22 protein-coding genes are annotated in these 20961 nt (G+C 55.0%); 21 read left to right on the top strand and 1 reads right to left on the bottom strand.

Annotation, left to right across the window (positions count from 1 at the left end; all coding sequences use genetic code 11):
• Positions 1-123 precede the first annotated feature (123 nt).
• Genes ACH0VJ_RS04590 through ACH0VJ_RS04545 form a run of 10 tightly spaced genes read left to right on the top strand, consistent with a single transcriptional unit; the run spans position 124 to position 8682 of the window.
• Positions 124-669 carry a terminase small subunit gene (locus tag ACH0VJ_RS04590; protein WP_001102153.1) on the top strand — a complete coding sequence of 182 codons (546 nt, stop codon included), beginning with the start codon at positions 124-126 and terminating at the stop codon, positions 667-669.
• Positions 641-2572 (top strand): phage terminase large subunit family protein, encoded by a 1932-nt coding sequence (locus tag ACH0VJ_RS04585; protein ID WP_000623092.1) that lies wholly within the window; start codon positions 641-643, stop codon positions 2570-2572. The genes ACH0VJ_RS04590 and ACH0VJ_RS04585 overlap by 29 nt, the downstream gene beginning before the upstream one ends.
• The gene (locus ACH0VJ_RS04580; protein WP_000201415.1) at positions 2556-2759 is read left to right on the top strand and encodes a phage head-tail joining protein; all 204 of its coding nucleotides are present in this window, start codon (positions 2556-2558) and stop codon (positions 2757-2759) included. Before ACH0VJ_RS04585 ends, ACH0VJ_RS04580 begins: the two co-directional genes overlap by 17 nt.
• Positions 2756-4336 (top strand): phage portal protein, encoded by a 1581-nt coding sequence (locus tag ACH0VJ_RS04575; protein ID WP_000831820.1) that lies wholly within the window; start codon positions 2756-2758, stop codon positions 4334-4336. The genes ACH0VJ_RS04580 and ACH0VJ_RS04575 overlap by 4 nt, the downstream gene beginning before the upstream one ends.
• On the top strand, positions 4326-5822 hold the full coding sequence (locus ACH0VJ_RS04570) for a S49 family peptidase (protein WP_001189496.1): 1497 nt from the start codon (positions 4326-4328) through the stop codon (positions 5820-5822). The genes ACH0VJ_RS04575 and ACH0VJ_RS04570 overlap by 11 nt, the downstream gene beginning before the upstream one ends.
• Positions 5823-5834: 12 nt before the next feature.
• On the top strand, positions 5835-6182 hold the full coding sequence (locus ACH0VJ_RS04565; protein ID WP_000011260.1) for a head decoration protein: 348 nt from the start codon (positions 5835-5837) through the stop codon (positions 6180-6182).
• 54 nt (positions 6183-6236) lie between these two features.
• A complete protein-coding gene (locus ACH0VJ_RS04560) occupies positions 6237-7265 on the top strand; it encodes a major capsid protein (RefSeq protein WP_000522566.1) in 1029 nt (342 codons plus the stop codon).
• Between the two features lie 57 nt (positions 7266-7322).
• Positions 7323-7682, top strand: a complete 360-nt coding sequence (locus ACH0VJ_RS04555) for a DNA-packaging protein FI (RefSeq protein WP_000201486.1) — start codon at positions 7323-7325, stop codon at positions 7680-7682.
• 10 nt (positions 7683-7692) lie between these two features.
• Positions 7693-8076 carry a head-tail joining protein gene (locus ACH0VJ_RS04550; RefSeq protein WP_000083294.1) on the top strand — a complete coding sequence of 128 codons (384 nt, stop codon included), beginning with the start codon at positions 7693-7695 and terminating at the stop codon, positions 8074-8076.
• A gap of 27 nt (positions 8077-8103) precedes the next feature.
• On the top strand, positions 8104-8682 hold the full coding sequence (locus tag ACH0VJ_RS04545; RefSeq protein ID WP_000677089.1) for a phage tail protein: 579 nt from the start codon (positions 8104-8106) through the stop codon (positions 8680-8682).
• Between the two features lie 48 nt (positions 8683-8730).
• Here the strand turns inward: ACH0VJ_RS04545 and ACH0VJ_RS04540 are convergent, their stop codons facing one another.
• Positions 8731-9861 (bottom strand): RNA-guided endonuclease TnpB family protein, encoded by a 1131-nt coding sequence (locus ACH0VJ_RS04540; protein WP_000817263.1) that lies wholly within the window; start codon positions 9859-9861, stop codon positions 8731-8733.
• Positions 9862-9969: 108 nt separating this feature from the next.
• Here ACH0VJ_RS04540 and ACH0VJ_RS04535 point away from each other — a divergent pair, with 108 nt between their 5' ends.
• The 11 genes from ACH0VJ_RS04535 (at position 9970) to ACH0VJ_RS04485 (ending at position 20954) form a co-directional block, all read left to right on the top strand.
• Complete coding sequence (locus ACH0VJ_RS04535; RefSeq protein WP_000033882.1) at positions 9970-10371, top strand: phage minor tail U family protein; 402 nt, start codon at positions 9970-9972, stop codon at positions 10369-10371.
• A 7-nt stretch (positions 10372-10378) separates the two neighbouring features.
• A complete protein-coding gene (locus tag ACH0VJ_RS04530) occupies positions 10379-11125 on the top strand; it encodes a phage tail tube protein (protein WP_000971954.1) in 747 nt (248 codons plus the stop codon).
• Positions 11126-11175: 50 nt separating this feature from the next.
• Positions 11176-11571, top strand: coding sequence for a phage tail assembly chaperone G (gene gpG / locus ACH0VJ_RS04525; RefSeq protein WP_000479607.1), 396 nt, complete (start codon positions 11176-11178; stop codon positions 11569-11571).
• Positions 11568-11906: a phage tail assembly protein T gene (locus tag ACH0VJ_RS04520; RefSeq protein WP_010989052.1), complete on the top strand. Its 339-nt coding sequence runs from the start codon at positions 11568-11570 to the stop codon at positions 11904-11906. The genes gpG and ACH0VJ_RS04520 overlap by 4 nt, the downstream gene beginning before the upstream one ends.
• A complete protein-coding gene (locus ACH0VJ_RS04515; RefSeq protein WP_000372071.1) occupies positions 11878-14919 on the top strand; it encodes a phage tail tape measure protein in 3042 nt (1013 codons plus the stop codon). The genes ACH0VJ_RS04520 and ACH0VJ_RS04515 overlap by 29 nt, the downstream gene beginning before the upstream one ends.
• Before the next feature lie 2 nt (positions 14920-14921).
• The gene (locus ACH0VJ_RS04510; protein ID WP_000447369.1) at positions 14922-15251 is read left to right on the top strand and encodes a phage tail protein; all 330 of its coding nucleotides are present in this window, start codon (positions 14922-14924) and stop codon (positions 15249-15251) included.
• A 9-nt stretch (positions 15252-15260) separates the two neighbouring features.
• Positions 15261-15959, top strand: a complete 699-nt coding sequence (locus tag ACH0VJ_RS04505; protein ID WP_001152690.1) for a phage minor tail protein L — start codon at positions 15261-15263, stop codon at positions 15957-15959.
• Between the two features lie 6 nt (positions 15960-15965).
• Complete coding sequence (locus tag ACH0VJ_RS04500) at positions 15966-16703, top strand: C40 family peptidase (RefSeq protein WP_000662740.1); 738 nt, start codon at positions 15966-15968, stop codon at positions 16701-16703.
• Entirely contained in the window at positions 16601-17248 is a 648-nt protein-coding gene (locus ACH0VJ_RS04495; protein WP_023196420.1) for a tail assembly protein, read from the top strand. The genes ACH0VJ_RS04500 and ACH0VJ_RS04495 overlap by 103 nt, the downstream gene beginning before the upstream one ends.
• A 62-nt stretch (positions 17249-17310) precedes the next feature.
• Positions 17311-20673, top strand: a complete 3363-nt coding sequence (locus tag ACH0VJ_RS04490) for a host specificity protein J (protein WP_001537444.1) — start codon at positions 17311-17313, stop codon at positions 20671-20673.
• Between the two features lie 38 nt (positions 20674-20711).
• Positions 20712-20954, top strand: coding sequence for a hypothetical protein (locus ACH0VJ_RS04485; RefSeq protein ID WP_000178851.1), 243 nt, complete (start codon positions 20712-20714; stop codon positions 20952-20954).
• Positions 20955-20961 lie beyond the last annotated feature (7 nt).

Below are 20961 nucleotides of genomic sequence, written 5' to 3'. Positions count from 1 at the left end.
TCTTCTTATCGTTTATTTCGTGTTTTTAAAGGTTTTTTTAGAAAAAAGAAAGGATCTGCTGGATAACGTTTTTAGTTAAAAACGAAGATCGCAGATCCTTTCCTGTTTCCGGGAGACTTTTCCATGAACGTGAACAAAAAAAAACTGGCTGAAATTTTTGGTTGTGACGTCAGAACTGTCACAGCCTGGCAAAGCCAGGGGCTGCCACTTGTTTCCGGAGGAGGAAAAGGTAACGAAGCAGTGTTCGACACCGCGGCAGCGATTTCATGGTACGCGGAGCGTGATGCGTCTATTGAAAATGAAAAGCTGCGTAAAGAGGTTGATGATTTACGTGCCGCTGCGGAATCAGATCTTAATCCCGGCACCATCGACTATGAGCGCTACCGCCTGACAAAAGCCCAGGCGGATGCGCAGGAACTTAAAAATGCTGAGCGCGAAGGGCTGGTTCTTGAGACCGAACTGTTCACCTACATCCTGCAACGGGTGGCTCAGGAAATAGCAGGGATACTGTCAAGGGTACCGCTGGTATTACAGCGCAAATATCCTGATCTGTGCCAGTCGCACATCGATGTGGTCAGAACGGAAATCGCCAGGGCGTCAGGCAGGGCCGCCACGATAGCGGATGTGGAGAAGTGGACCGATGATTTCCGGAGAGCGCAGGGCGAATAATGCCAACAGAGCCATAACTAACGGGCTGATAGCGCTTCATATTCCCGTACCGCTTACCACCGTGCAGTGGGCTGATAAGTATTACTATCTGCCAAAAGAGTCCTCCTACACCCCCGGCAAATGGGAAACGCTGCCGTTTCAGGTAGCGATAATGAACGCGATGGGGTATGAACTGATCCGCGTTGTAAACCTCATTAAGTCTGCCCGCGTGGGCTATACCAAAATGTTGCTGGGGGTGGAAGGCTATTTCATAGAGCACAAGTCGCGCAACAGCCTGCTGTTCCAGCCGACCGACTCATCCGCTGAGGATTTTATGAAATCCCACGTGGAGCCGACTATCAGGGATGTTCCTGTATTGCTGGAGCTGGCCCCCTGGTTCGGGCGTAAACATCGTGATAACACGCTCACCCTGAAACGCTTTTCTTCCGGTGTCGGGTTCTGGTGCCTCGGCGGTGCAGCAGCCAAAAACTACCGTGAAAAATCGGTGGATGTGGTCTGCTATGACGAATTGTCATCTTTTGAGCCGGATGTCGAGAAAGAAGGTTCGCCGACGCTGCTGGGGGATAAACGTATTGAAGGTTCTGTCTGGCCTAAATCCATTCGGGGCTCCACACCAAAAGTCAAAGGGTCATGCCAGATTGAAAAGGCGGCAAATGAATCGGCGCATTTTATGCGTTTTCATGTACCGTGTCCGCACTGTGGCGAAGAACAGTACCTTAAATTCGGTGATGGCAGTACGCCGTTCGGTCTGAAATGGGAGAAAAGCAAGCCGGAGACGGTGTATTACCTTTGTGAACATAATGGATGCGTGATCCGTCAATCGGAACTTGATCAGAAAGCAGGCCGCTGGATTTGCGATAACACAGGCATGTGGACACGCGATGGACTGGCTTATTTCAGCGCGTCCGGTGAGGAGGTTCCGCCGCCACGATCCATTACCTTTCATATCTGGACGGCTTACAGTCCCTTTACCACCTGGATACAGATTATTTATGACTGGCTGGATGCGCTGAAAGATCCAAATGGTGTGAAAACCTTTATAAACACCACGTTGGGCGAGCCTTATGAAGAGGCGGTGGCCGAAAAACTCAGCCATGAGCTTTTGCTGGAAAAAGTGATTCATTATGCGGCGCCGGTTCCGGAGCGGGTGGTGTATCTGACCGCTGGTATCGACTCCCAGCGTAACCGTTATGAAATGTATGTCTGGGGCTGGGCGCCGGGCGAAGAGGCTTTCCTTATTGATAAGCAAATTATCATGGGACGGCATGATGATGAAGATACCCTGCAGCGTGTGGATGCCGTCATTAATAAAAAATATCGTCATGCTGACGGGACGGATATTTCCATTTCCCGTATCTGCTGGGATATCGGCGGTATCGATGCAGAAATCGTCTATAAACGCTCAAAAAAACACGGCATTTTCCGCGTGCTGCCTGTCAAAGGGGCCTCCGTTTACGGAAAACCCGTTATTACCATGCCTAAAAAACGCAACCAGAGCGGGGTATTCCTGTGCGAAATCGGTACTGATACTGCCAAAGAAATGCTTTACGCCAGAATGGGGGCGGTTACTGCGCCTGCCGACGAAGCCACGCCTTATGCGATCCGCTTTCCGGATAATCCGGATGTTTTTACGGAGGTGGAAGCGAAGCAACTGGTAGCCGAAGAGCTGGTGGAGAAACTGGTTAACGGAAAATTCCGGCTGTTATGGGATGCCAAAGGACGTCGTAACGAAGCGCTGGATTGTCTTGTCTATGCCAGTGCAGCGTTACGGGTGTCTGTGCAGCGCTGGCAACTGGATCTGGAGGCGCTGGCGACATCAAGGAAAAGCGAAGAGCAGGATACCCCGACACTTGAACAACTGGCCGCAATGCTGGCAGGAGGAGTTAATGGCAACAATCACTGAGCTACAGGAAGCCCGCGTCGCGCTGCATGACCTGATGACGGGAAAACGGGTGGCGACGGTTCAGAAAGACGGGCGACGGGTTGAATTTACCGCGACATCGGTGGGGGATCTGAAAAAATATGTCGCGGAACTTGAGGCGTCACTGTGCAATGGTCGCCGCCGGGCACCTGTGGGGGTGAGACTGTGAAGCGCACCCCGGTTCTGGTGGATGTTCACGGCACGCCGCTGCGGGAAAGTCTGGGATACACCGGCGGGGGGATCGGTTTCGGCGGACAGATGGCTGACTGGATGCCCCCGGCGGAAAGCGTGGATGCCGCGCTGCTGCCTTCGTTGCGCCTCGGCAATGCGCGGGCTGATGATCTGGTCCGTAATAATGGTATTGCAGCAAATGCGGTGGCGCTGCACAAGGATCATATTGTCGGACACCTGTTTCTTATCAGCTATCGTCCAAACTGGCGCTATCTTGGTATGCGTGAGAGCGCAGCGAAGAGTTTTGTGGATGAGGTTGAAGCTGCATGGACAGAATATTGCGATGGTATTTTTGGCGAAATGGATGCCGAGGGGAAGCGTACTTTTACAGAGTTCATCCGTGAAGGCGTGGGCGTTCACGCCTTTAATGGTGAAATTTTTCTCCAGCCTGTCTGGGACGCTGAAACCACGCAGGTTTTCCGTACCCGATTCAAGGCTGTCAGTCCGAAACGGGTGGACACACCGGGGTATGCCCGCGGAAACCGCCAGCTTCGCGCAGGAGTGGAAACGGACCGGAATGGAAAAGCCCTCGCCTATCATGTCTGTGATGATGACTGGCCGGTGGCTGGTGGGGAACGCTGGACCCGTATTCCTCGTTTTCTGCCGTCCGGACGACCCGCGATGTTACATATTTTCGAGCCGGTTGAGGACGGACAGACGCGCGGTGCCAATCAGTTTTACAGTGTGATGGAGCGGCTGAAGATGCTTGATACCCTGCAGGCAACGCAGCTTCAGTCCGCGATTGTCAAAGCCATGTACGCCGCCACGATCGAAAGCGAACTCGATTCCGAGAAAGCCTTTGAATACATCACGGCGGCAGATAACAAAGATACGCCCCTTGTTAACATGCTCGCAAATTATGCCCGCTATTACAGTACCAACAGTATCAAACTGGGAGGTGTAAAAATTCCCCACCTGTACCCGGGTGATGAGCTGAATCTGCAGACTGCGCAGGATTCCGATAATGGCTTTTCGGCGCTGGAGCAGGCGCTGCTCCGGTATATTGCCGCCGGGCTGGGGGTCTCTTATGAGCAGCTTTCGCGTGATTATTCTCAGGTCAGCTATTCCAGCGCCCGCGCATCTGCCAATGAGTCCTGGCGCTATTTCCTGGGGCGGCGCCGGTTCATTGCCGGACGGCTGGCGACACAAATGTTTTCCTGCTGGCTGGAGGAGGCGCTGATACGGGGAGTTATCCGGGCACCCCGGGCCAGGTTTTCCTTCTGGGAGGCCCGATCCAGCTGGAGCCGATCGGAGTGGATTGGTGCCGGACGTATGGCGATTGACGGACTCAAGGAGGTTCAGGAAGCCGTGATGCGTATTGAGGCCGGGCTGAGTACCTATGAAAAAGAACTCGCCATTATGGGCGAGGATTACCAGGAGATATTCCGCCAGCAGGTCAGGGAATCCGAAGAACGGCGGACAGCCGGACTTTCGCGTCCGGTATGGATCACCGATACCTATCAACAACAGATCGCGGCGAGCCGTCAGACGGAGGAGGAAAAGCGTGCAACGTAATCTCCCGCACATCATCAGCCAGGCAACCAGTGCTCCGTTGCTGCTTGAACCCGCCTATGCGCGGGTTTTCTTTTGCGCGCTGGGCAGGGAGTCAGGCATTAACAGCCTGCACATTCCCGGTAATAACGAAAGTCTGGATCAGTCGGATATGGCACTGGTCACAGGCGATTTTATGGCGACCGGAAAGCCGCAGGCACGTTTTTATCAGGTAGTGAACGGTATTGCGGTATTACCCGTGACCGGAACACTGGTTCATAAACTCGGCGGAATGCGTCCCTTTTCAGGGATGACCGGCTATGACGGTATCACTGCCCGGCTACAACAGGCGGTTTCAGATCCGGAGGTAAAAGGCATTCTGCTGGATATTGACAGCCCCGGCGGTCAGGCTGCCGGGGCGTTTGACTGTGCTGACATGATTTACCGGATGCGCGAACAGAAACCTGTCTGGGCACTGGCAAATGAAACAGCCTGTTCGGCGGCCATGTTGCTGGCGGCAGCCTGTTCGCACCGCCTTGTGACCCAGACGTCCAGAATGGGATCAATTGGTGTGGTGATGGCGCATACCAGTTACGCCGAAAAACTGAAACAGGAAGGGATCGATATCACCCTTATCTATTCTGGCGCACACAAGGCTGATCTGACGCCCAGCCAGAAATTACCGGAAAGCGTCCATGCCGACTACCAGCAGCGAATGGACGAGGCCAGAAAGATGTTTGCAGTAAAAGTGGCCCGGTACACGGGGTTGTCTGTCGATGCGGTAATGGCGACGGAGGCGGCAGTGTATGACGGGCAGGCCATTATCACTACCGGACTGGCAGATGGAATGGTGAATGCTGCTGACGCCATCGGCGTGATGGCAGAAGCTATCAACAGTAACAAGACAGGAGGCACTATGCCTGAATTAAGTGCAGCTGACGCTGTCACGCAGGAAAACCAGCGCGTAATGGGAATTCTGGTTTGCCCGGAGGCCAGGGGGCATGAGGCACTGGCACAGATGCTGGCCGGGCAGCCGGGAATGAGCGTTGCTCAGGCGAAGTCTATTCTGGCTGCCGCCGCGCCGGCGGATACGACCAGCACCGCTGACCGTATGCTTGCCCTGGAAGAAGCTGGTGGTCGGGAAACACTCGCACAGACACTGGCGGCCATGCCGGAGATGACGGTGGAACAGGCCAGAACCATTCTGGCAGCATCGCCGATCGCTGCGGCAACGTCACTTTATGATGCCGTGATGGCGCTTGATGAGGCGAAAGGCCGTGAAGAGTTGGCGGAAAAACTGGCTGTCATGCCTGGTATGACCACAGATCAGGCCCGTGACCTGCTGGCTGCCGCGCCGGACAAATCCGGTAATGCGGGGCTGAGCATGAACAACGCATTTGATGCTTTCATGCAGTCTCATTCCCCGGACCCCGTATCCGGCGGCAAAGGCCACAGTAATGATACCGAAACGACGTTGTTGATGAGTATTCCCGGTACTTCAGCCACCTGATAAGGAGACAGTATGTCATTTACCACCACTATTGAGAAACGTGCGGATAACCGCATTTTCGCCGGTAACGATCCGGCACATACCGCAACGGGAGTCAGCGGGATAACGGCGGCCACACCGATGCTGACGCCCCTGATGCTGGATGATACCACCGGGAAACTGGTGGCCTGGGACGGGCAGAAGGCCGGAACGGCGGTCGGGGTTCTGGCCCTTGAGCTGGACGGGTCGGAAAACCTGCTGACGTACTGGAAGAGCGGCACCTTTGCCACAGAATCACTGGCATGGCCGAAGAGTGTGGACGCCATTAAGCAGGCAAATGCATTCGCCGGAAGCGCCGTCAGTCACGCCGCTTTACCGTAATAAGAAGGCCGCGAAGCGGCCTTTATCGTATTTAACGTCCGGAGGACACCATTTATGGGATTGTTTACCACCCGCCAGTTGCTGGGTTATACCGAGCAGAAAGTTAAATTTAACCCACTCTTCCTGAGCCTGTTTTTTCGCCGTACTGTGACATTTCCTACCCAGGAAGTCATGCTGGACAAAATTACCGGAAAAACACCGATTGCCGCTTATGTATCTCCGGTGGTTGGAGGGAAGGTTCTGCGTAACCGCGGCGGGGAAACGCGCGTACTGCGTCCGGGGTATGTCAAACCGAAGCATGAAGTTAACTATGCGCAGGTTGTTGAGCGTCTGCCGGGTGAAGACCCGGCCAGGCTTAACGATCCGGCCTACCGTCGTCTGCGCATTCTGACCGATAACCTGAAGCAGGAAGAGAAGGCCATCGTCCAGGTGGAGGAGATGCAGGCCGTCAGTGCGGTGCTGAACGGGAAATACACCATGCAGGGCGAGCAGTTTGACACCGTGGAGGTGGATTTTGGTCGCTCCGCCGGGAATAACATTATTCAGGCCACAGGTAAAAAATGGTCAGAGCAGGACAGGGAAACCTTTGACCCGACTTATGATCTGGATATGTACTGCGACCAGGCATCCGGTCTGATCAATATTGCCGTGATGGACGGGAAAGTCTGGCGTCTGCTGAACGGTTTTAAGCTGTTCCGTGAAAAACTGGATACACGCCGCGGTTCAAATTCTCAGCTGGAAACGGCGGTGAAGGACCTTGGGGCTGTGGTGTCGTTCAAGGGGTATTACGGAGATTTGGCCATTGTGGTGGCTAAAACATCCTATGTTGCTGATAACGGGACCGAAAAGCGTTACCTGCCTGAAGGGACTCTGGTTCTGGGAAATACGGCGGCAGAAGGTATCCGCTGCTATGGTGCCATTCAGGATTCACAGGCGCTCGCGGAGGGTATTGTTGCCGCCACCCGTTATCCCAAACACTGGCTGACGGTGGGGGATCCGGCGAATGAATATACCATGACGCAGTCTGCGCCGCTGATGGTCCTGCCGGACCCGGATGAGTTTGTCATTGTCACTGTCGGTTAAGCATCCCAAAAGGCCTGATTCAGGCCTTTATTGTTACAAATTGCGGGAGGATCTTTTATGGCAACAAAAGAAGAGAATATACAGCGTCTGCGGGAGCTTGCGACGCGGCTTGGTCGTGATCCGGATGTGTCCGGGAGCGCCGCTGAACTCAGCCAGCGTGTCATGGAATGGGAAGAGGAAGCGGAGGCGGAGCATTTGCCTGCTGTGGAAAATGACAGTGATGAATCCATAGTGCCGCCCGGGATCGGGCAAAGATCCGAACGGGTACTTATCAGGGCGCTTCGTACACTACACATCTGCGCCATCGATCCGGACAGTAACCGGGAACTGGATATGGTTATGGCGGGAAACCCGGCGCGTATTTCGCAACACGATGTGGACGAGCTGATTGCTGCAGGACTTATTATTGAACTGTAAGGGTGGCGATATGTCGCAGTCCGAAAACCTGTTTGATACCGCGATTTCTCAGGCTGATGATGCCATCCTCCGGGTGATGGGAACGGTAGCAACAATAACCTCCGGCGTTCTGGCAGGGGCCACGCTTACGGGCGTATTTGACGATCCTGAAAGTGTGTCGTATGCCGCCGGAGGTGTCCGGATTGAGGGAGACAAGCCTACATTTTTTGTCAAAACATCCCTGACAGTCCATCTGAAGCGCCCGGACACACTAACCATTCTCGGTGACACCTTCTGGGTGGATCGCATCACTCCGGCTGGTGGAGACAGCAGTATTATTCTGCTGGGCAGGGGGACGCCGCCGACGGATAACCGGCGCAGGACGGGAGGAATGTTTGACTGCTCCCCGGCCTAAAGGCCGGGGTTTCCCGGAGGCATTCTGATGAAAGGGCTTGAAAATGCGATCCGGAATCTGAACAGCCTTGACCGACAGATGGTTCCCCGGGCCAGTATCTGGGCTGTGAATCGCGTGGCGCAGAAAGCTGTTTCAGTGGCAACCCGTAAGGTGGCGCGGGAGACTGTCGCCGGAGATAACCAGGTAAGAGGACTTCCGCTGAAGCTGGTTCGCCAGAGGGTGAGGTTATTTAAAGCCGGTACAGACGGTAAACGCTCTGCCCGGATACGGATTAACCGGGGAAACCTTCCCGCCATAAAGTTGGGCGCTGCACAGGTCAGGATGAGCAAACGGAGGGGCAAACTGCTGTATCGCGGAAGTGTGCTTAAAATCGGGCCATATCTGTTCCGGGATGCCTTTATTCAGCAACTGGCTAACGGACGCTGGCATGTTATGCGACGCGTTAACGGGAAAAACCGTTATCCAATCGATGTAGTGAAAATTCCTCTTTCCGGACCATTGACTCAGGCATTCGAAAGCGCCACACAAAGCTTGATTGACGAGGAAATACCGAAGCAACTGGGGTATGCCCTGAAACAACAACTGAGGCTTTATCTTTCACGTTGACTGCTCCCCGCCCTGAAGGACGGGGATTCCCACTTCAACGAGCCGAATCTAAGCCGCTTTGAGCGATTCAGGATTTACAGGCTCTCCGTGGGCTAACACTGCCAGCCCGGCAGCTTTGATATTACGTGCCGCGTTAACGTCCCGGTCGTGGTCAGTTCCGCACTCAGGGCACTGCCATTTACGAACATCAAGAGGCATTTTTTTCATGATGAAACCGCAACAGCTACAGCGTTTTGAGGACGGGAAAAACTGGTCAATGGCTACCACTGACCGCCCCGCCCATTCGCCTTTGTACCGGAGCTGGCGCACAAGTTCGCCCCAGCTCGCGTCTGCTATTGCTTTGGATAGCGACGGGTTGCGGATCATGTTCCTCACTTTCAGGGATTCGACGCATACAACTTGGTTATCGTTAATCAGTTTGCGGGTGGCCTTGTGCAGGGCATCCAGTCGGCAATCAGCAATTTTCGCGTGGAGTCGGGCTACCTTTAAGTGGGCTTTGGCGCGGTTCTTTGAGCCTTTGGCCTTTTTGCTTAACCGGCGCTGGAGTAGTGCCAGGCGAGCCGCGTATTTAGCGGTATGGCGGGGATTGCCGGACCTGAATCCGGTATCGGTGACGAACAAATCTTTTAAACCAACATCAATGCCGACCATTGAAGAGGTGATCGGCAGTGATGCGGGTTCAAATTCGCAAAGGCACGAAACAAAGTACCGCCCTGCGGCATCTTTGGAAATGGTGACGGTAGACGGCACGGACGGCAGCGGACGACTCCAGCGCACGTCTAAGGGGATTTTGTTCTTTGCCATGTACAGCTTGCCGTCGCGGTATTTAAACGCGCTCGCAGTGAACTCAGCCGCCTGCTTGTGCCGTTTGCTTTTGAAAGCCGGATATGCAGCCCGTCCGGCGAAGAAGTTAGCAAAGGCGGTTTGTTGGTGGCGCAAAGACTGCTGGAGGGGAACGCAGGAAACGTCGTTAAGCCAGGCAAATTCTGGCTCCTTTTTCAGCGCCGTAAGGCGAGCGTTGGCCTGTAGGTAACCGATCTTTTCCTTTCGCTCGTAGTACGCATCGGTACGCCAGCGGAGGATGGAGTTGTAGACGAAACGCACACAACCGAACGTCTGAGCTAAAAGCTCAGCCTGCTCAGTCGTGGGGTAAAACCGGTATTTATATGCGCGTTTCATGGCTTCACATATTAAAGAGGAAAATGTGATTATGCAAAAGACAGTTAGCCGGAAAACCGCCTCCTTTCCTCCCCGGCCTTCAGGCCGGGGAGGAAAGGAGGCATTCTGATGAGCAAACACACATTAATCCGCCGGGCCGTTCTGGAAAAGCTGGAATCCGTGACTGGCGCACCTGTCACTATTTTTGATGGACTTCCTGCTTTCGTAGAACAGGAAGATTTACCCGCAATAGCTGTCTGGCTGACAGACGCACAGTATACAGGCCTTATGACCGATGAGGATGACTGGCAGGCTACTCTCCATACGGCAGTTTTTCTGAGGGCTCAGGCTCCTGATACAGAGCTTGATATCTGGATGGAAGAAAAAATCTTTCCTGCGCTGGAAGAGGTTAGTGGTCTGGAGCGCCTTATCGATACCATGACCCCGCTGGGTTATGACTACCAGCGTGACAGCGAAATGGCAACGTGGGGGATGGCAGAAATTACTTACCGGATCACCTATACCAACTGAGGAGGATATGATGGGAACACCAAACCCACTGGTAAAAACGAAAGGCGCCGGAACCACATTCTGGCTGTATACCGGCAGCGGCGATGCGTTTAAAAATCCACTGGCTGATGATGACTGGCTGCGACTGGCAGGTATTAAGGATCTGCAGCCCGGAGAAATGAGTGCAGATGCGGAAGACGATGACTATCTTGATGATGAAAATGCCGACTGGAAAAGCACTACGCAGGGGCAGAAAAGCGTCGGTGACACCACGGCCACGCTGGCCTGGAAACCCGGTGAGACCGGACAGAAAAAACTGGTTGAGCTGTTTGACACCGGCGAAGTTCGCGCCTTCCGTATCAGGTATCCTAACGGGACGGTTGATGTGTTCCGCGGCTGGCTGAGTTCACTGGGTAAAACCGTGACGTCCAAAGAGGTGATGACACGCAGCGTAAAAATCACCGGCGTCGGGCGTCCTTCTCTTGCGGAGGAGGATACACCTGACGTAGTCAGCGTATCCGGCGTGACCGTTGCGCCGGCCAGTGCCACGGTGGCTGCCGGAGCCACCACCACGCTGACATTTACGGTAAAACCTGATAACGCGTCAGATAAAACGCTGCAGGTTGCGACCGCCGATCCGCTGATCGCCACCGTCACGCTGAAGGATAATGTGGCCACGGTTAAAGGCGTGAAGGCGGGCAGCGTGAATATTGTTGGTATCAGCAGTGACGGCAGTCTTGTCGCGGTGGCAGCAGTGACAGTGACGGCGTCATAACCCTCTCTTATCAGTCCGCCCCGGTTCCGGGGCTTCTATGGAAAATCATCATGTTTCTCAATACAGACACCTTTAACTACGGTGGGCATTCCATCGTGCTCAGTGAGCTTTCTGCCCTGCAACGTGTGGATTATCTGAAGTTTATTCAGCAGCGGACGGCAGACTATGACGCACAGCCTGAAACCCTGACGGAAGCAGAGCGTCAGACAGAATTTATGCAGATGGGGGTGGATATTAATGCATGGCTGGTATCCCGCTCCCTGTGTGAAAGCAAAAAAGAGGAGGAGGCCCGCGCCCTGTATGAGTCCGTCAGACTGGAATGGTCTTATGAGGCGCTGGGACGTGGCGCTGATATGGTTCTGTCCCTGAGTGGTATGCGTCTTCCGGCATCGCAGGAAGACGACAGCGGGAGTGAAAAGGACACGACCACGCCGGAAAAGTCCTGAACCGGGAGCTGGCGTTTGTGATGCGGCTCGCGCGTGAGTTCCGGCGACCAGACTGGCGGCAGATGCTGGCGGAAATGAGTGCGACAGAGCTGGGTGAGTGGGCGGAGCATTTCGGGAAGAACAGCTTCAGTGACATGTTGCTGGATGCGGAGTTTGCAACGCTGAAATCGCTGATTTCCGGACTGGTTACAGGCACGCATCACGATGCAGAAATGTTCAGCTTGATCACTGATCCTGAGTCGTTGCACGAAAAAACGGATGATGAACTGATGATCCTGGGCGAAGGTATTACCGGAGGTGTCCGCTATGGACCAGATAGCGAACCTGGTCATTGATTTAAGTATCGACAGCGCAGAGTTCCGAAACGAAGTTCCGCGCATTAAAAAATTGCTGAACGATGCGGCTGGTGACTCAGAACGTTCAGCGGCCCGGATGCAGCGTTTTCTGGATAAGCAGACGGAGGCGACGCGCCGGACGTCCGCCAGTCTGGAGCAAGTGACTGCCAGCAGTACCGCGTACAGTTCCGCTGTGGAGAAAAGCGCAGCGGCCAGTACGCGTCTGGCGGCGGATGTGGATCAGACGCGACAGCGGGTGGAGGCACTGGGAAGGAAACTGCGTGAGGAACAGGCGCAGTCAGCGGCTGTGGCGGCAGCACAGGACAGGACAAGTGCTGCTTTTTACCGCCAGATTGACAGTGTAAAACAGTTAAGCGGTGGTCTGCAGGAGCTGCAGCGTATCCAGGCGCAGGTACGACAGGCGAAAGGACGCGGAGATATCTCACAGGGCGATTATCTGGCGCTGGTGTCTGAAACCGCCAGGAAGACCCGTGAGCTTACCGATGCCGAAGCGCTGGCCACGCAGAAAAAAGCACAGTTTATACGCCGCCTGAAAGAGCAGACGACGGTACAGGGCCTCTCCCGTACCGAGCTGCTGCGGGTGAAGGCGGCTGAACTGGGTGTCAGCAGCGCCGCAGATATTTATATCCGTAAACTGGAGCGTACCGGAACTGCCACCCATACGCTAGGACTGAAAAGCGCTGCTGCCCGTCGTGAACTGGGCGTGCTGGCTGGTGAGCTGGCCCGCGGGAATTTCGGGGCACTGCGGGGAAGTGGTATTACGCTCGCTAACCGCGCCGGGTGGATCGAGCAACTGATGTCTCCGAAGGGCATGATGCTCGGCGGGCTGGCTGGCGGCGTGGCTGCTGCTGTTTACGGGCTGGGCAAGGCCTACTATGAAGGAGCTAAAGAAAGCGAGACGTTCAATAAACAGCTTATTCTGACCGGGAGTTATGCCGGAAAAACCACAGGCCAGCTTAATGCGATGGCGAAGTCGCTCGCCGGACATGGCGTCACGCAGCACGATGCTGCAGGCGTGCTGGCACAGGTGGTCGGTAGCGGAGCGTTTACCGGACAGGCAGTGGCAATGGTATCCCGTACCGCGACCAGAATGCAGGAAAACGTTGGACAATCAGTGGATGAAACCATCCGCCAGTTTAAACGCCTGCGGGATGATCCGGTGAATGCGGCGAAAGAACTGGACAGGACACTGCATTTTCTGACCGCCACCCAGCTTGAACAAATCAGGGTACTGGGCGAGCAGGGAAGAGTGGCTGATGCCGCGAAAATTGCCATGTCCGCGTATTCGGAAGAAATGAATAAGCGGATGGGGGACGTACACGACAATCTGGGCTGGATTGAAAGAGCATGGAATGCTGTCGGTGATGCGGCGAAGTGGGCATGGGATCGGATGCTGGATATCGGGCGGGAAGACACGCTCGATGAAAAGATCGCGACACTGCAGGAAAAAATCGCGCGCGACAGAAAAACGCCCTGGACGGTGTCTTCCTCCCAGACTGAATACGATCAGCAGCAGCTGAACGAACTTCAGGAACAGAAACGCCAGAAGGACCTGCTGGATGCGAAGGCGCAGGCAGAGCGTAATTATCAGGAAACGCAGAAACGTCGGAACGAGCAGAACGCCGCGCTGAACCGGGATAATGAAACTGAATCCCTGCGGCACCAACGGGAGGTGGCGCGCATTACCGCCATGCAGTATGCCGATGCTGCTGTACGCAATGCCGCACTGGAACGCGAAAATGAACGTCATAAAAAGGCGTTGTCACAACAGGCGAAAAAGCCAAAGACTTACCACAACGACGAGGCCAGGCGACTGCTTTTGCAGTACAGCCAGCAACAGGCGCAGACTGAAGGGCAGATTGCCGCCGCGAAGCTTTCCACGGCCGAAAAAATGACGGAAGCGCATAAGCAGCTTTTGTCATTTCAGCAGCGCATCGCTGATTTGTCCGGTAAAAAACTGACGGCGGATGAACAAAGCGTACTGGCACATAAGGATGAAATTGCGCTTGCGCTACAGAAGCTGGATATCTCACAACAGGATTTGCAACACCAGAATGCCCTTAATGAACTGAAGAAAAAGACGCTCACATTAACCAGCCAGCTCGCTGACGAAGGATCCCGCGTCAGGCAGCAGCACGCAATGGCGCTGGCCACAATGGGTATGGGCGATCAGCAACGAGGTCGGTACGAAGAGCATCTGAAAATTCAACAGCACTACCAGGAACAACTGGAGCAGCTTAAGCGCGACAGCAAGGCAAAAGGGACATACGGTTCTGACGAATACCGTCAGGCGGAGCAGGAACTTCAGGCCAGTCTCGATCGCCGACTGGCTGAGTGGGCGGATTATAACGCGAAAGTGGATACTGCGCAGGGAGACTGGACTCTGGGGGCGTCGCGTGCGCTGGATAACTTTATGGCGCAGGGCAGCAACGTGGCGGGCGCAACGGAGCAAATGTTCACATCGGCATTCAACAGTATGGGCGACGGGCTGGCGACGTTCGTTACCACTGGAAAACTAAACTTTAAATCTTTCACCGCATCCATCGTGTCAGATCTGGCAAAAATTTCAGCACGTATGGCAATGATACAGGCTGTAAAGGGAATCGGATCTGCTCTGGGATTTGGTGTGACAGCCAATGCGACTGGTGGAGTTTATCAGTCTTCTGAACTGAGCCGATACAGCGGCAGCATTGTTAATCGCCCGACATTTTTTGCTTTTGCCAAAGGTGCCGGGGTGATGGGCGAGGCAGGACCGGAGGCAATATTACCACTTCGTCGTGGTGCTGACGGTAAGCTGGGTGTCGTGGCAGCCGGTTCAGGAGGGATGGCGATGTTTGCGCCTGAGTACAACATTGAAATCCACAACGACGCCGGCAACGGACAGATTGGTCCGCAGGCATTACAGGCCGTATATAACATTGGAAAAAAAGCCGCCATTGATTTCTGGCAACAGCAGTCACGTGACGGGGGTATTGCTGGAGGAGGGCGATAACAATGGAAACATTTAACTGGAAGATCCGCCCTGATATGACAGTGGAATCAGAACCAAAAGTCACCTCCATAAAACTGGGTGACGGGTATGAACAACGGCGTCCAGCCGGGCTGAACAACCATCTGGCGAAGTATAACGTAACGGTCCGGATTCGTAAGGGAGAACATCAGAACCTTGAGGCATTTTTATCCCGCCACGGTGGAGTGAAATCCTTTCTCTGGACGCCGCCTTATACCTGGACACAAATTCGGGTGATTTGCCGCAAATGGTCGATTAACGTTGGCTCTCTTTGGGTGACTGTGACCACGACTTTTGAACAGGTTGTTATCTGAGGAGGAGTGATGCAGGACATTTCGCAGGATACGCTGAACGAATCCGCTAAACTGGCGCAGTCCGCCAGGATCACTTTGTGGGAAATCGATCTGACACAGTCTGGCGGTGATCGTTATTTTTTTTGTAACGAGGCAAATGAAAAGGGGGAGGCGGTTACCTGGCAGGGACGGAAATATGACGTTTATCCTGTAGACGGTTGCGGATTTGAAATGAACGGCAAAGGCGCAGCTGCGCGCCCGTCACTGAAGGTATCCAATCTTTACGGTATGGTGACCGGAATGGTGGAGGATTTGTATAGCCTGGTTGGGGCGACGGTCATCCGCAGGATAGTATATGCCCGGTTTCTCGATGCCGTGAATTTTCAAAACGGCAACCAGGAGGCTGACCCGGAGCAGGAATCCGTAAGCCGATGGGTGATCGAGCAGTGCAGTGATCTGACGGCGGTAAGTGCGACATTTGTCCTGGCAACACCGACTGAAACGGACGGATGTGTCTTCCCCGGGCGAATTATGCTGGCCAATACCTGTACATGGATATACCGCTCTGACGAATGCGGTTATACGGGACCAGCTGTCGCAGATGAATTTGATAACCCTACCGCCGATCCGGCAAAAGATGCCTGCAGCCGCTGCGCCCGGGGATGCGCCCTGCGTAACAATACCGGAAACTTTGGCGGTTTCCTCTCCATTAATAAACTTTCACAGTAAATCATCATGAAAGAACAGGATATTCTGGCGCACGCCCGACGGTGTGCGCCTGCGGAGTCGTGCGGCTTCGTGGTGAGAACACAGGCGGGAGAACGGTATCTCCCCTGTGTGAATATTTCTGCCGCGCCGGAGGATTATTTCCGTATGGCGCCGGAGGACTGGCTGAGGGCTGAAACGCAGGGGGATATTGTGGCGCTGGTTCACAGCCATCCTGGCGGCCAGCCGTATCTGAGCGATGTGGACCGCAGGCTGCAGGTTCAAAGCGACCTGCCGTGGTGGCTGGTATGCGCCGGCCAGGTACATAAATTCCGCTGTGTGCCACACCTGACCGGACGACAGTTTAAACATGGGGTTTTTGACTGTTACACGCTGTTCCGTGATGCCTATCATCTGGCGGGGATTGATATGCCGGATTTTCACCGGGACGACGACTGGTGGCGGCATGGTGACAATCTCTATCTGGATAATCTGGAGACGACGGGATTTTACCGTGTCAGCGCAGCCAGTGCGCAGCCCGGCGACGTGCTGATTTGCTGCTTTGGCTCCTCCGTTCCGAACCACGCAGCGATTTACTGCGGCGACGGAGAGCTGCTGCACCATATTCCTGAACAACTGAGTAAACGTGAGAGGTATACCGACAAATGGCAACGACGCACGCACTCCATCTGGCGACACCGGGCATGGCGCGAATTTGCCTTTACGGGGATCTGCAACGATTTTGCCGCCGCGTCAGCCTGCAGGTAGCCAGTGGTGCTGAAGCTGTCCGGGCACTGGCGGTACAGTTGCCCGGTCTCCGGCAGAAACTGAACGACGGCTGGTATCAGGTACGCATAGCCGGAGATGATGTTACGGCTGATACCCTGACAACCAGCCTGCATGACCCGCTGCCGCCTGGCGCGGTGATTCATATTGTGCCGCGTCTGGCCGGGGCCAAATCTGGCGGGGTGTTTCAGGCGGTGCTTGGTGCGGTGCTGATTGCCGTTGCCTGGTGGAACCCGGCAGGCTGGCTGGGAGCGGCGGCGGTATCCGGTATGTATATGACCGGGGCGTCGATGATTCTGGGCGGTGTGGCGCAGATGCTGGCACCAAAACCCAAAATGTCCGAAATGAGGCAGACCGATAACGGCAGGCAGAACACGTATTTTTCGTCACTGGATAACATGGTTGCCAACGGTAACACGTTGCCGGTGCTGTACGGCGAGATGCAGGTGGGGTCACGCGTGATTTCCCAGGAAGTCAGTACCGCTGATGAAGGAGATGGTGGTCAGGTTGTGGTGATTGGCCGCTGACAACAGAACAGATTCAGACAGAACCGCCTCTGGGCGGTTTTGTCGTTTTACGGGGTTAATAAATGGGAAAGGGCGGCGGAAAAGGGCATACGCCCCGCGAGGCACCGGATAACCTGAAATCCACGCAGCTGCTGAGCGTCATCGATGCCATCAGCGAGGGACCGATAGAAGGCCCGGTGAACGGTCTGCACAGTGTTCTGGTAAACCAGACGCCGGTGGTGGACCGCGACGGCAACACGAATATCCACGGCGTGAAGGTGGTATACCGCGTCGGTGAGCAGGAACAGACCCCGCTGGAGGGATTTGAATCGTCCGGCGCCGAGACGGTGCTTGGTGTACAGGTCAAATACGACAATCCGGTGACCAGAACCATCACGGCTGCAAATATTGACCGCCTGCGTTTTACGTTCGGCGTGCAGTCACTGGTGGAGGCCAACAGCAAGGGCGACCGCAATCCGACATCCGTCAGGCTGCAAATCCATCTTGAGCGCTATGGTCAGTGGGTGGTGGAAAAAGAAATTACGATTACCGGGAAAACAACCACACAGTATCTGGCCTCGGTGATAGTGGATAATCTCCCTCCCCGGCCATTCGGTATCCGGATGGTACGTGTGACGGCAGACAGTACCACTGACCAGTTACAGAACAACACGGTCTGGTCGTCGTATACCGAGATTATTGATGTCCGGCAGCGCTATCCCAACACCGCCGTAATTGGCCTGCAGGTGGCATCTGAGCAGTTCGGCAGCCAGCAGGTGACGCGAAATTACCATTTTTTCGGGCGGATTATTCAGGTGCCGTCGAATTACGATCCGGTAGCGCGAACCTACAGCGGCATCTGGGACGGCACGTTCAAGCCTGCATACAGCAATAATCCGGCGTGGTGTCTCTGGGATATGCTGACTCATCCCCGTTATGGCATGGGACAGCGAATCGGCGCGGCGGACGTGGACAGGTGGGCGCTGTATGCAATAGGCCAGTACTGCGACCAGATGGTCCCTGACGGATTCGGCGGGACAGAGCCGCGTATGACCTTTAATGCGTATCTGGCACAGCAGCGTAAGGCGTGGGATGTGCTGACCGACTTCTGCTCCGCCATGCGTTGTATGCCGGTGTGGAACGGGAAGATGCTGACCTTCGTGCAGGACAGGCCCTCGGATACAGTCTGGACCTATACCCGCAGCAATGTGGTAATGCCGGATGAGGGTACACCGTTCCGTTACAGCTTCAGTACGCGGAAGGACCGCCATAATGCGGTAGAGGTGAACTGGATCGACCCTGATAATGGCTGGCAGACATCCACGGAACTGGTGGAAGACACGGTCGCCATCAGTCACTACGGACGCAATCTGGTAAAAATGGATGCGTTTGGCTGTACCAGTCGCGGGCAGGCGCACCGCGCCGGGCTGTGGCTGATAAAAACGGAGCTGTTGGAAACCCAGACGGTAGATTTTAGTGTGGGGGCGGAGGGGTTGCGCCACGTTCCCGGTGATGTGATTGAGGTTTGCGACGAGGATTATGCCGGCATCAGCCTGGGCGGACGGATTCTGTCCGTTGACCGCGAGCGTCGCATTCTGACCCTTGACAGGGAGATTACCCTGCCGTCGTCCGGCACCACGCTGATAAGCCTGGTGGATGGCGAAGGTTCGCCGGTCAGCGTGGACGTGCAGTCTGTTACCGACGGTGTGCAGGTTCAGGTCAGCCGGATACCGGACGGCGTGGCGGAATACAGCGTCTGGGGGCTGAAACTGCCGTCGCTGCGCCAGCGTCTCTTCCGGTGTGTGGCTGTCCGGGAAAACGACGACGGAACGTATGCCATCACCGCCGTACAGCATGTTCCGGAAAAAGAGTCCATCGTGGACAACGGGGCATCGTTCGACCCGCAGCCCGGAACGATTCACGGCACCGTTCCCCCGGCGATACAGCATCTGACCACAGAAATTCTGGCGGAGGAGGGACAGTATCAGGTACTGGCGCGCTGGGACACACCGCGAGTCGTTAAGGGCGTCTCTTTTTCGTTGCGCCTGAACGTGGCGGCGGAAGATGGCAGTGACCGGCTGGTAAGCAGCGCAGGAACGCCGGATACGCAGTACCGGTTCCGGGGGCTGACGCCGGGGCGCTACACCCTGTCCGTCAGGGCGGTGAACAGCCAGGGACAACAGGGAGACCCGGCCAGCACACAGTTCAGCATCTCCGCGCCGGCGGCACCATCATTTATCGAACTCACCCCTGGCTATTTCCAGATTACAGCCACACCGCGTCAGGCGGTATACGACCCGACGGTGCAGTATGAGTTCTGGTTTTCAGACGCGCAGATTACGGATATCCATCAGGTGGAAAACGCCGCACGATATCTGGGAACAGCGCTGTACTGGATAGCGGCCAGCGTGAATATCAGGCCCGGCAGGGATTACTATTTTTATATCCGGGCGGTAAATCAGGTCGGTAAATCCGCATTCGTGGAGGCGACCGGGCAGGCCAGCAACGATGCCGCAGGCTATCTGGATTTTTTCAAAGGGCAGATAACTGAAAGTCACCTGGGTAAGGAGCTGCTGGAAAAAGTAGATCTGACGGAGGATAACGCCAGCAAACTGCAGCAGTTTTCGAAGGAGTGGAAGGACGCTAACGATAAATGGAACGCCATGTGGGGCGTCAAAATAGAGCAGACCAAAGACGGCAAATATTATGTGGCCGGACTTGGACTGAGCATGGAAGACACGCCTGACGGGAAGATAAGCCAGTTCCTGGTGGCGGCGGATCGCATTGCTTATATTAACCCGGCAAACGGAAACGAGACGCCCGGATTCGTCATGCAGGGCGACCAGATAATCATGAACGAGGCGTTCCTGAAATACCTGAGCGCGCCGACCATTACCAGTGGCGGGAATCCTCCGGCATTTTCCCTGACGCCGGATGGAAAGCTGACTGCGAAAAATGCGGATATCAGTGGCCATATCAACGCTGTATCTGGCTCGTTTACGGGAGAAATCAATGCCACCTCCGGTAAGTTTTCTGGCGTGATAGAAGCAAGAGAGTTTGTCGGTGATATCTGCGGCTCAAAAGTCATGCAGGGCGTGAGCATCAGGGCGACGAACGACGAACGCAGCACCTCAACACGGTATACCGACAGCGCCACCTATCAGATTGGGAAAACCATCACGGTGATGGCTAACTGTGAGCGTAATGGTGGCTCCGGTGCCATCACCGTCACGATAAATATTAACGGCCAGGTGAAAACGGCGGAGGTTATGCCGTATACCGCAGGTATTCCGGCCATGTATCAGACCGTCGTCTTTTCGGTCTACACCACTTCACCTGTCGTGGATATCAGCGTCTCTCTGAGGGTTCGTGGGCAGTACACCACGTCTGCTTCCGTCTGGCCGCTGGTGATGGTTTCCCGGTCGGGGAACAACTTCACAAACTGACCGGATTTCCGGTCCCTTTCGTTTAACAAGGAACAAATATGACTATGTCGCGCGTAATTTCGCTGGCGGCAGGGGTTTCCCTGTCCGTTTTATTCTCCACTGCTGCCGTTGCCGATAACGGAAGAGGAAGCGGCAACAGCAATATTGAAAACCAGACCCGGATTTATACCGGCACCGACCGTGGGCAGAAACAGCACCGCGAGGCAAAGGGAAAAACAATCACGCGGAGCGTCCAGTGTTCTCTGCCGGCATATTTACGTGACCCGGATAATCAGTGCTGAGATGTGA

Origin of the sequence: Salmonella sp. 2020_1459 (assembly GCF_043847915.1) — a bacterium.
Taxonomy (GTDB): Bacteria; Pseudomonadota; Gammaproteobacteria; order Enterobacterales; family Enterobacteriaceae; genus Salmonella; species Salmonella enterica.
This window is presented reverse-complemented; position numbering and strand designations above follow the sequence as displayed.

What these genes read in the sequence shown, in the direction of transcription:
- ACH0VJ_RS04590 (WP_001102153.1), top strand. Translation starts at nt 124, where the DNA reads ATGAACGTGAACAAAAAAAAACTGGCTGAAATTTTTGGTTGTGACGTC.
- ACH0VJ_RS04585 (WP_000623092.1), top strand. Translation starts at nt 641, where the DNA reads ATGATTTCCGGAGAGCGCAGGGCGAATAATGCCAACAGAGCCATAACT.
- ACH0VJ_RS04580 (WP_000201415.1), top strand. Translation starts at nt 2,556, where the DNA reads ATGGCAACAATCACTGAGCTACAGGAAGCCCGCGTCGCGCTGCATGAC.
- ACH0VJ_RS04565 (WP_000011260.1), top strand. Translation starts at nt 5,835, where the DNA reads ATGTCATTTACCACCACTATTGAGAAACGTGCGGATAACCGCATTTTC.
- ACH0VJ_RS04560 (WP_000522566.1), top strand. Translation starts at nt 6,237, where the DNA reads ATGGGATTGTTTACCACCCGCCAGTTGCTGGGTTATACCGAGCAGAAA.
- ACH0VJ_RS04555 (WP_000201486.1), top strand. Translation starts at nt 7,323, where the DNA reads ATGGCAACAAAAGAAGAGAATATACAGCGTCTGCGGGAGCTTGCGACG.
- ACH0VJ_RS04550 (WP_000083294.1), top strand. Translation starts at nt 7,693, where the DNA reads ATGTCGCAGTCCGAAAACCTGTTTGATACCGCGATTTCTCAGGCTGAT.
- ACH0VJ_RS04545 (WP_000677089.1), top strand. Translation starts at nt 8,104, where the DNA reads ATGAAAGGGCTTGAAAATGCGATCCGGAATCTGAACAGCCTTGACCGA.
- ACH0VJ_RS04540 (WP_000817263.1), bottom strand. Translation starts at nt 9,861, where the DNA reads ATGAAACGCGCATATAAATACCGGTTTTACCCCACGACTGAGCAGGCT.
- ACH0VJ_RS04535 (WP_000033882.1), top strand. Translation starts at nt 9,970, where the DNA reads ATGAGCAAACACACATTAATCCGCCGGGCCGTTCTGGAAAAGCTGGAA.
- ACH0VJ_RS04530 (WP_000971954.1), top strand. Translation starts at nt 10,379, where the DNA reads ATGATGGGAACACCAAACCCACTGGTAAAAACGAAAGGCGCCGGAACC.
- gpG (WP_000479607.1), top strand. Translation starts at nt 11,176, where the DNA reads ATGTTTCTCAATACAGACACCTTTAACTACGGTGGGCATTCCATCGTG.
- ACH0VJ_RS04515 (WP_000372071.1), top strand. Translation starts at nt 11,878, where the DNA reads ATGGACCAGATAGCGAACCTGGTCATTGATTTAAGTATCGACAGCGCA.
- ACH0VJ_RS04510 (WP_000447369.1), top strand. Translation starts at nt 14,922, where the DNA reads ATGGAAACATTTAACTGGAAGATCCGCCCTGATATGACAGTGGAATCA.
- ACH0VJ_RS04505 (WP_001152690.1), top strand. Translation starts at nt 15,261, where the DNA reads ATGCAGGACATTTCGCAGGATACGCTGAACGAATCCGCTAAACTGGCG.
- ACH0VJ_RS04500 (WP_000662740.1), top strand. Translation starts at nt 15,966, where the DNA reads ATGAAAGAACAGGATATTCTGGCGCACGCCCGACGGTGTGCGCCTGCG.
- ACH0VJ_RS04495 (WP_023196420.1), top strand. Translation starts at nt 16,601, where the DNA reads ATGGCAACGACGCACGCACTCCATCTGGCGACACCGGGCATGGCGCGA.
- ACH0VJ_RS04490 (WP_001537444.1), top strand. Translation starts at nt 17,311, where the DNA reads ATGGGAAAGGGCGGCGGAAAAGGGCATACGCCCCGCGAGGCACCGGAT.
- ACH0VJ_RS04485 (WP_000178851.1), top strand. Translation starts at nt 20,712, where the DNA reads ATGACTATGTCGCGCGTAATTTCGCTGGCGGCAGGGGTTTCCCTGTCC.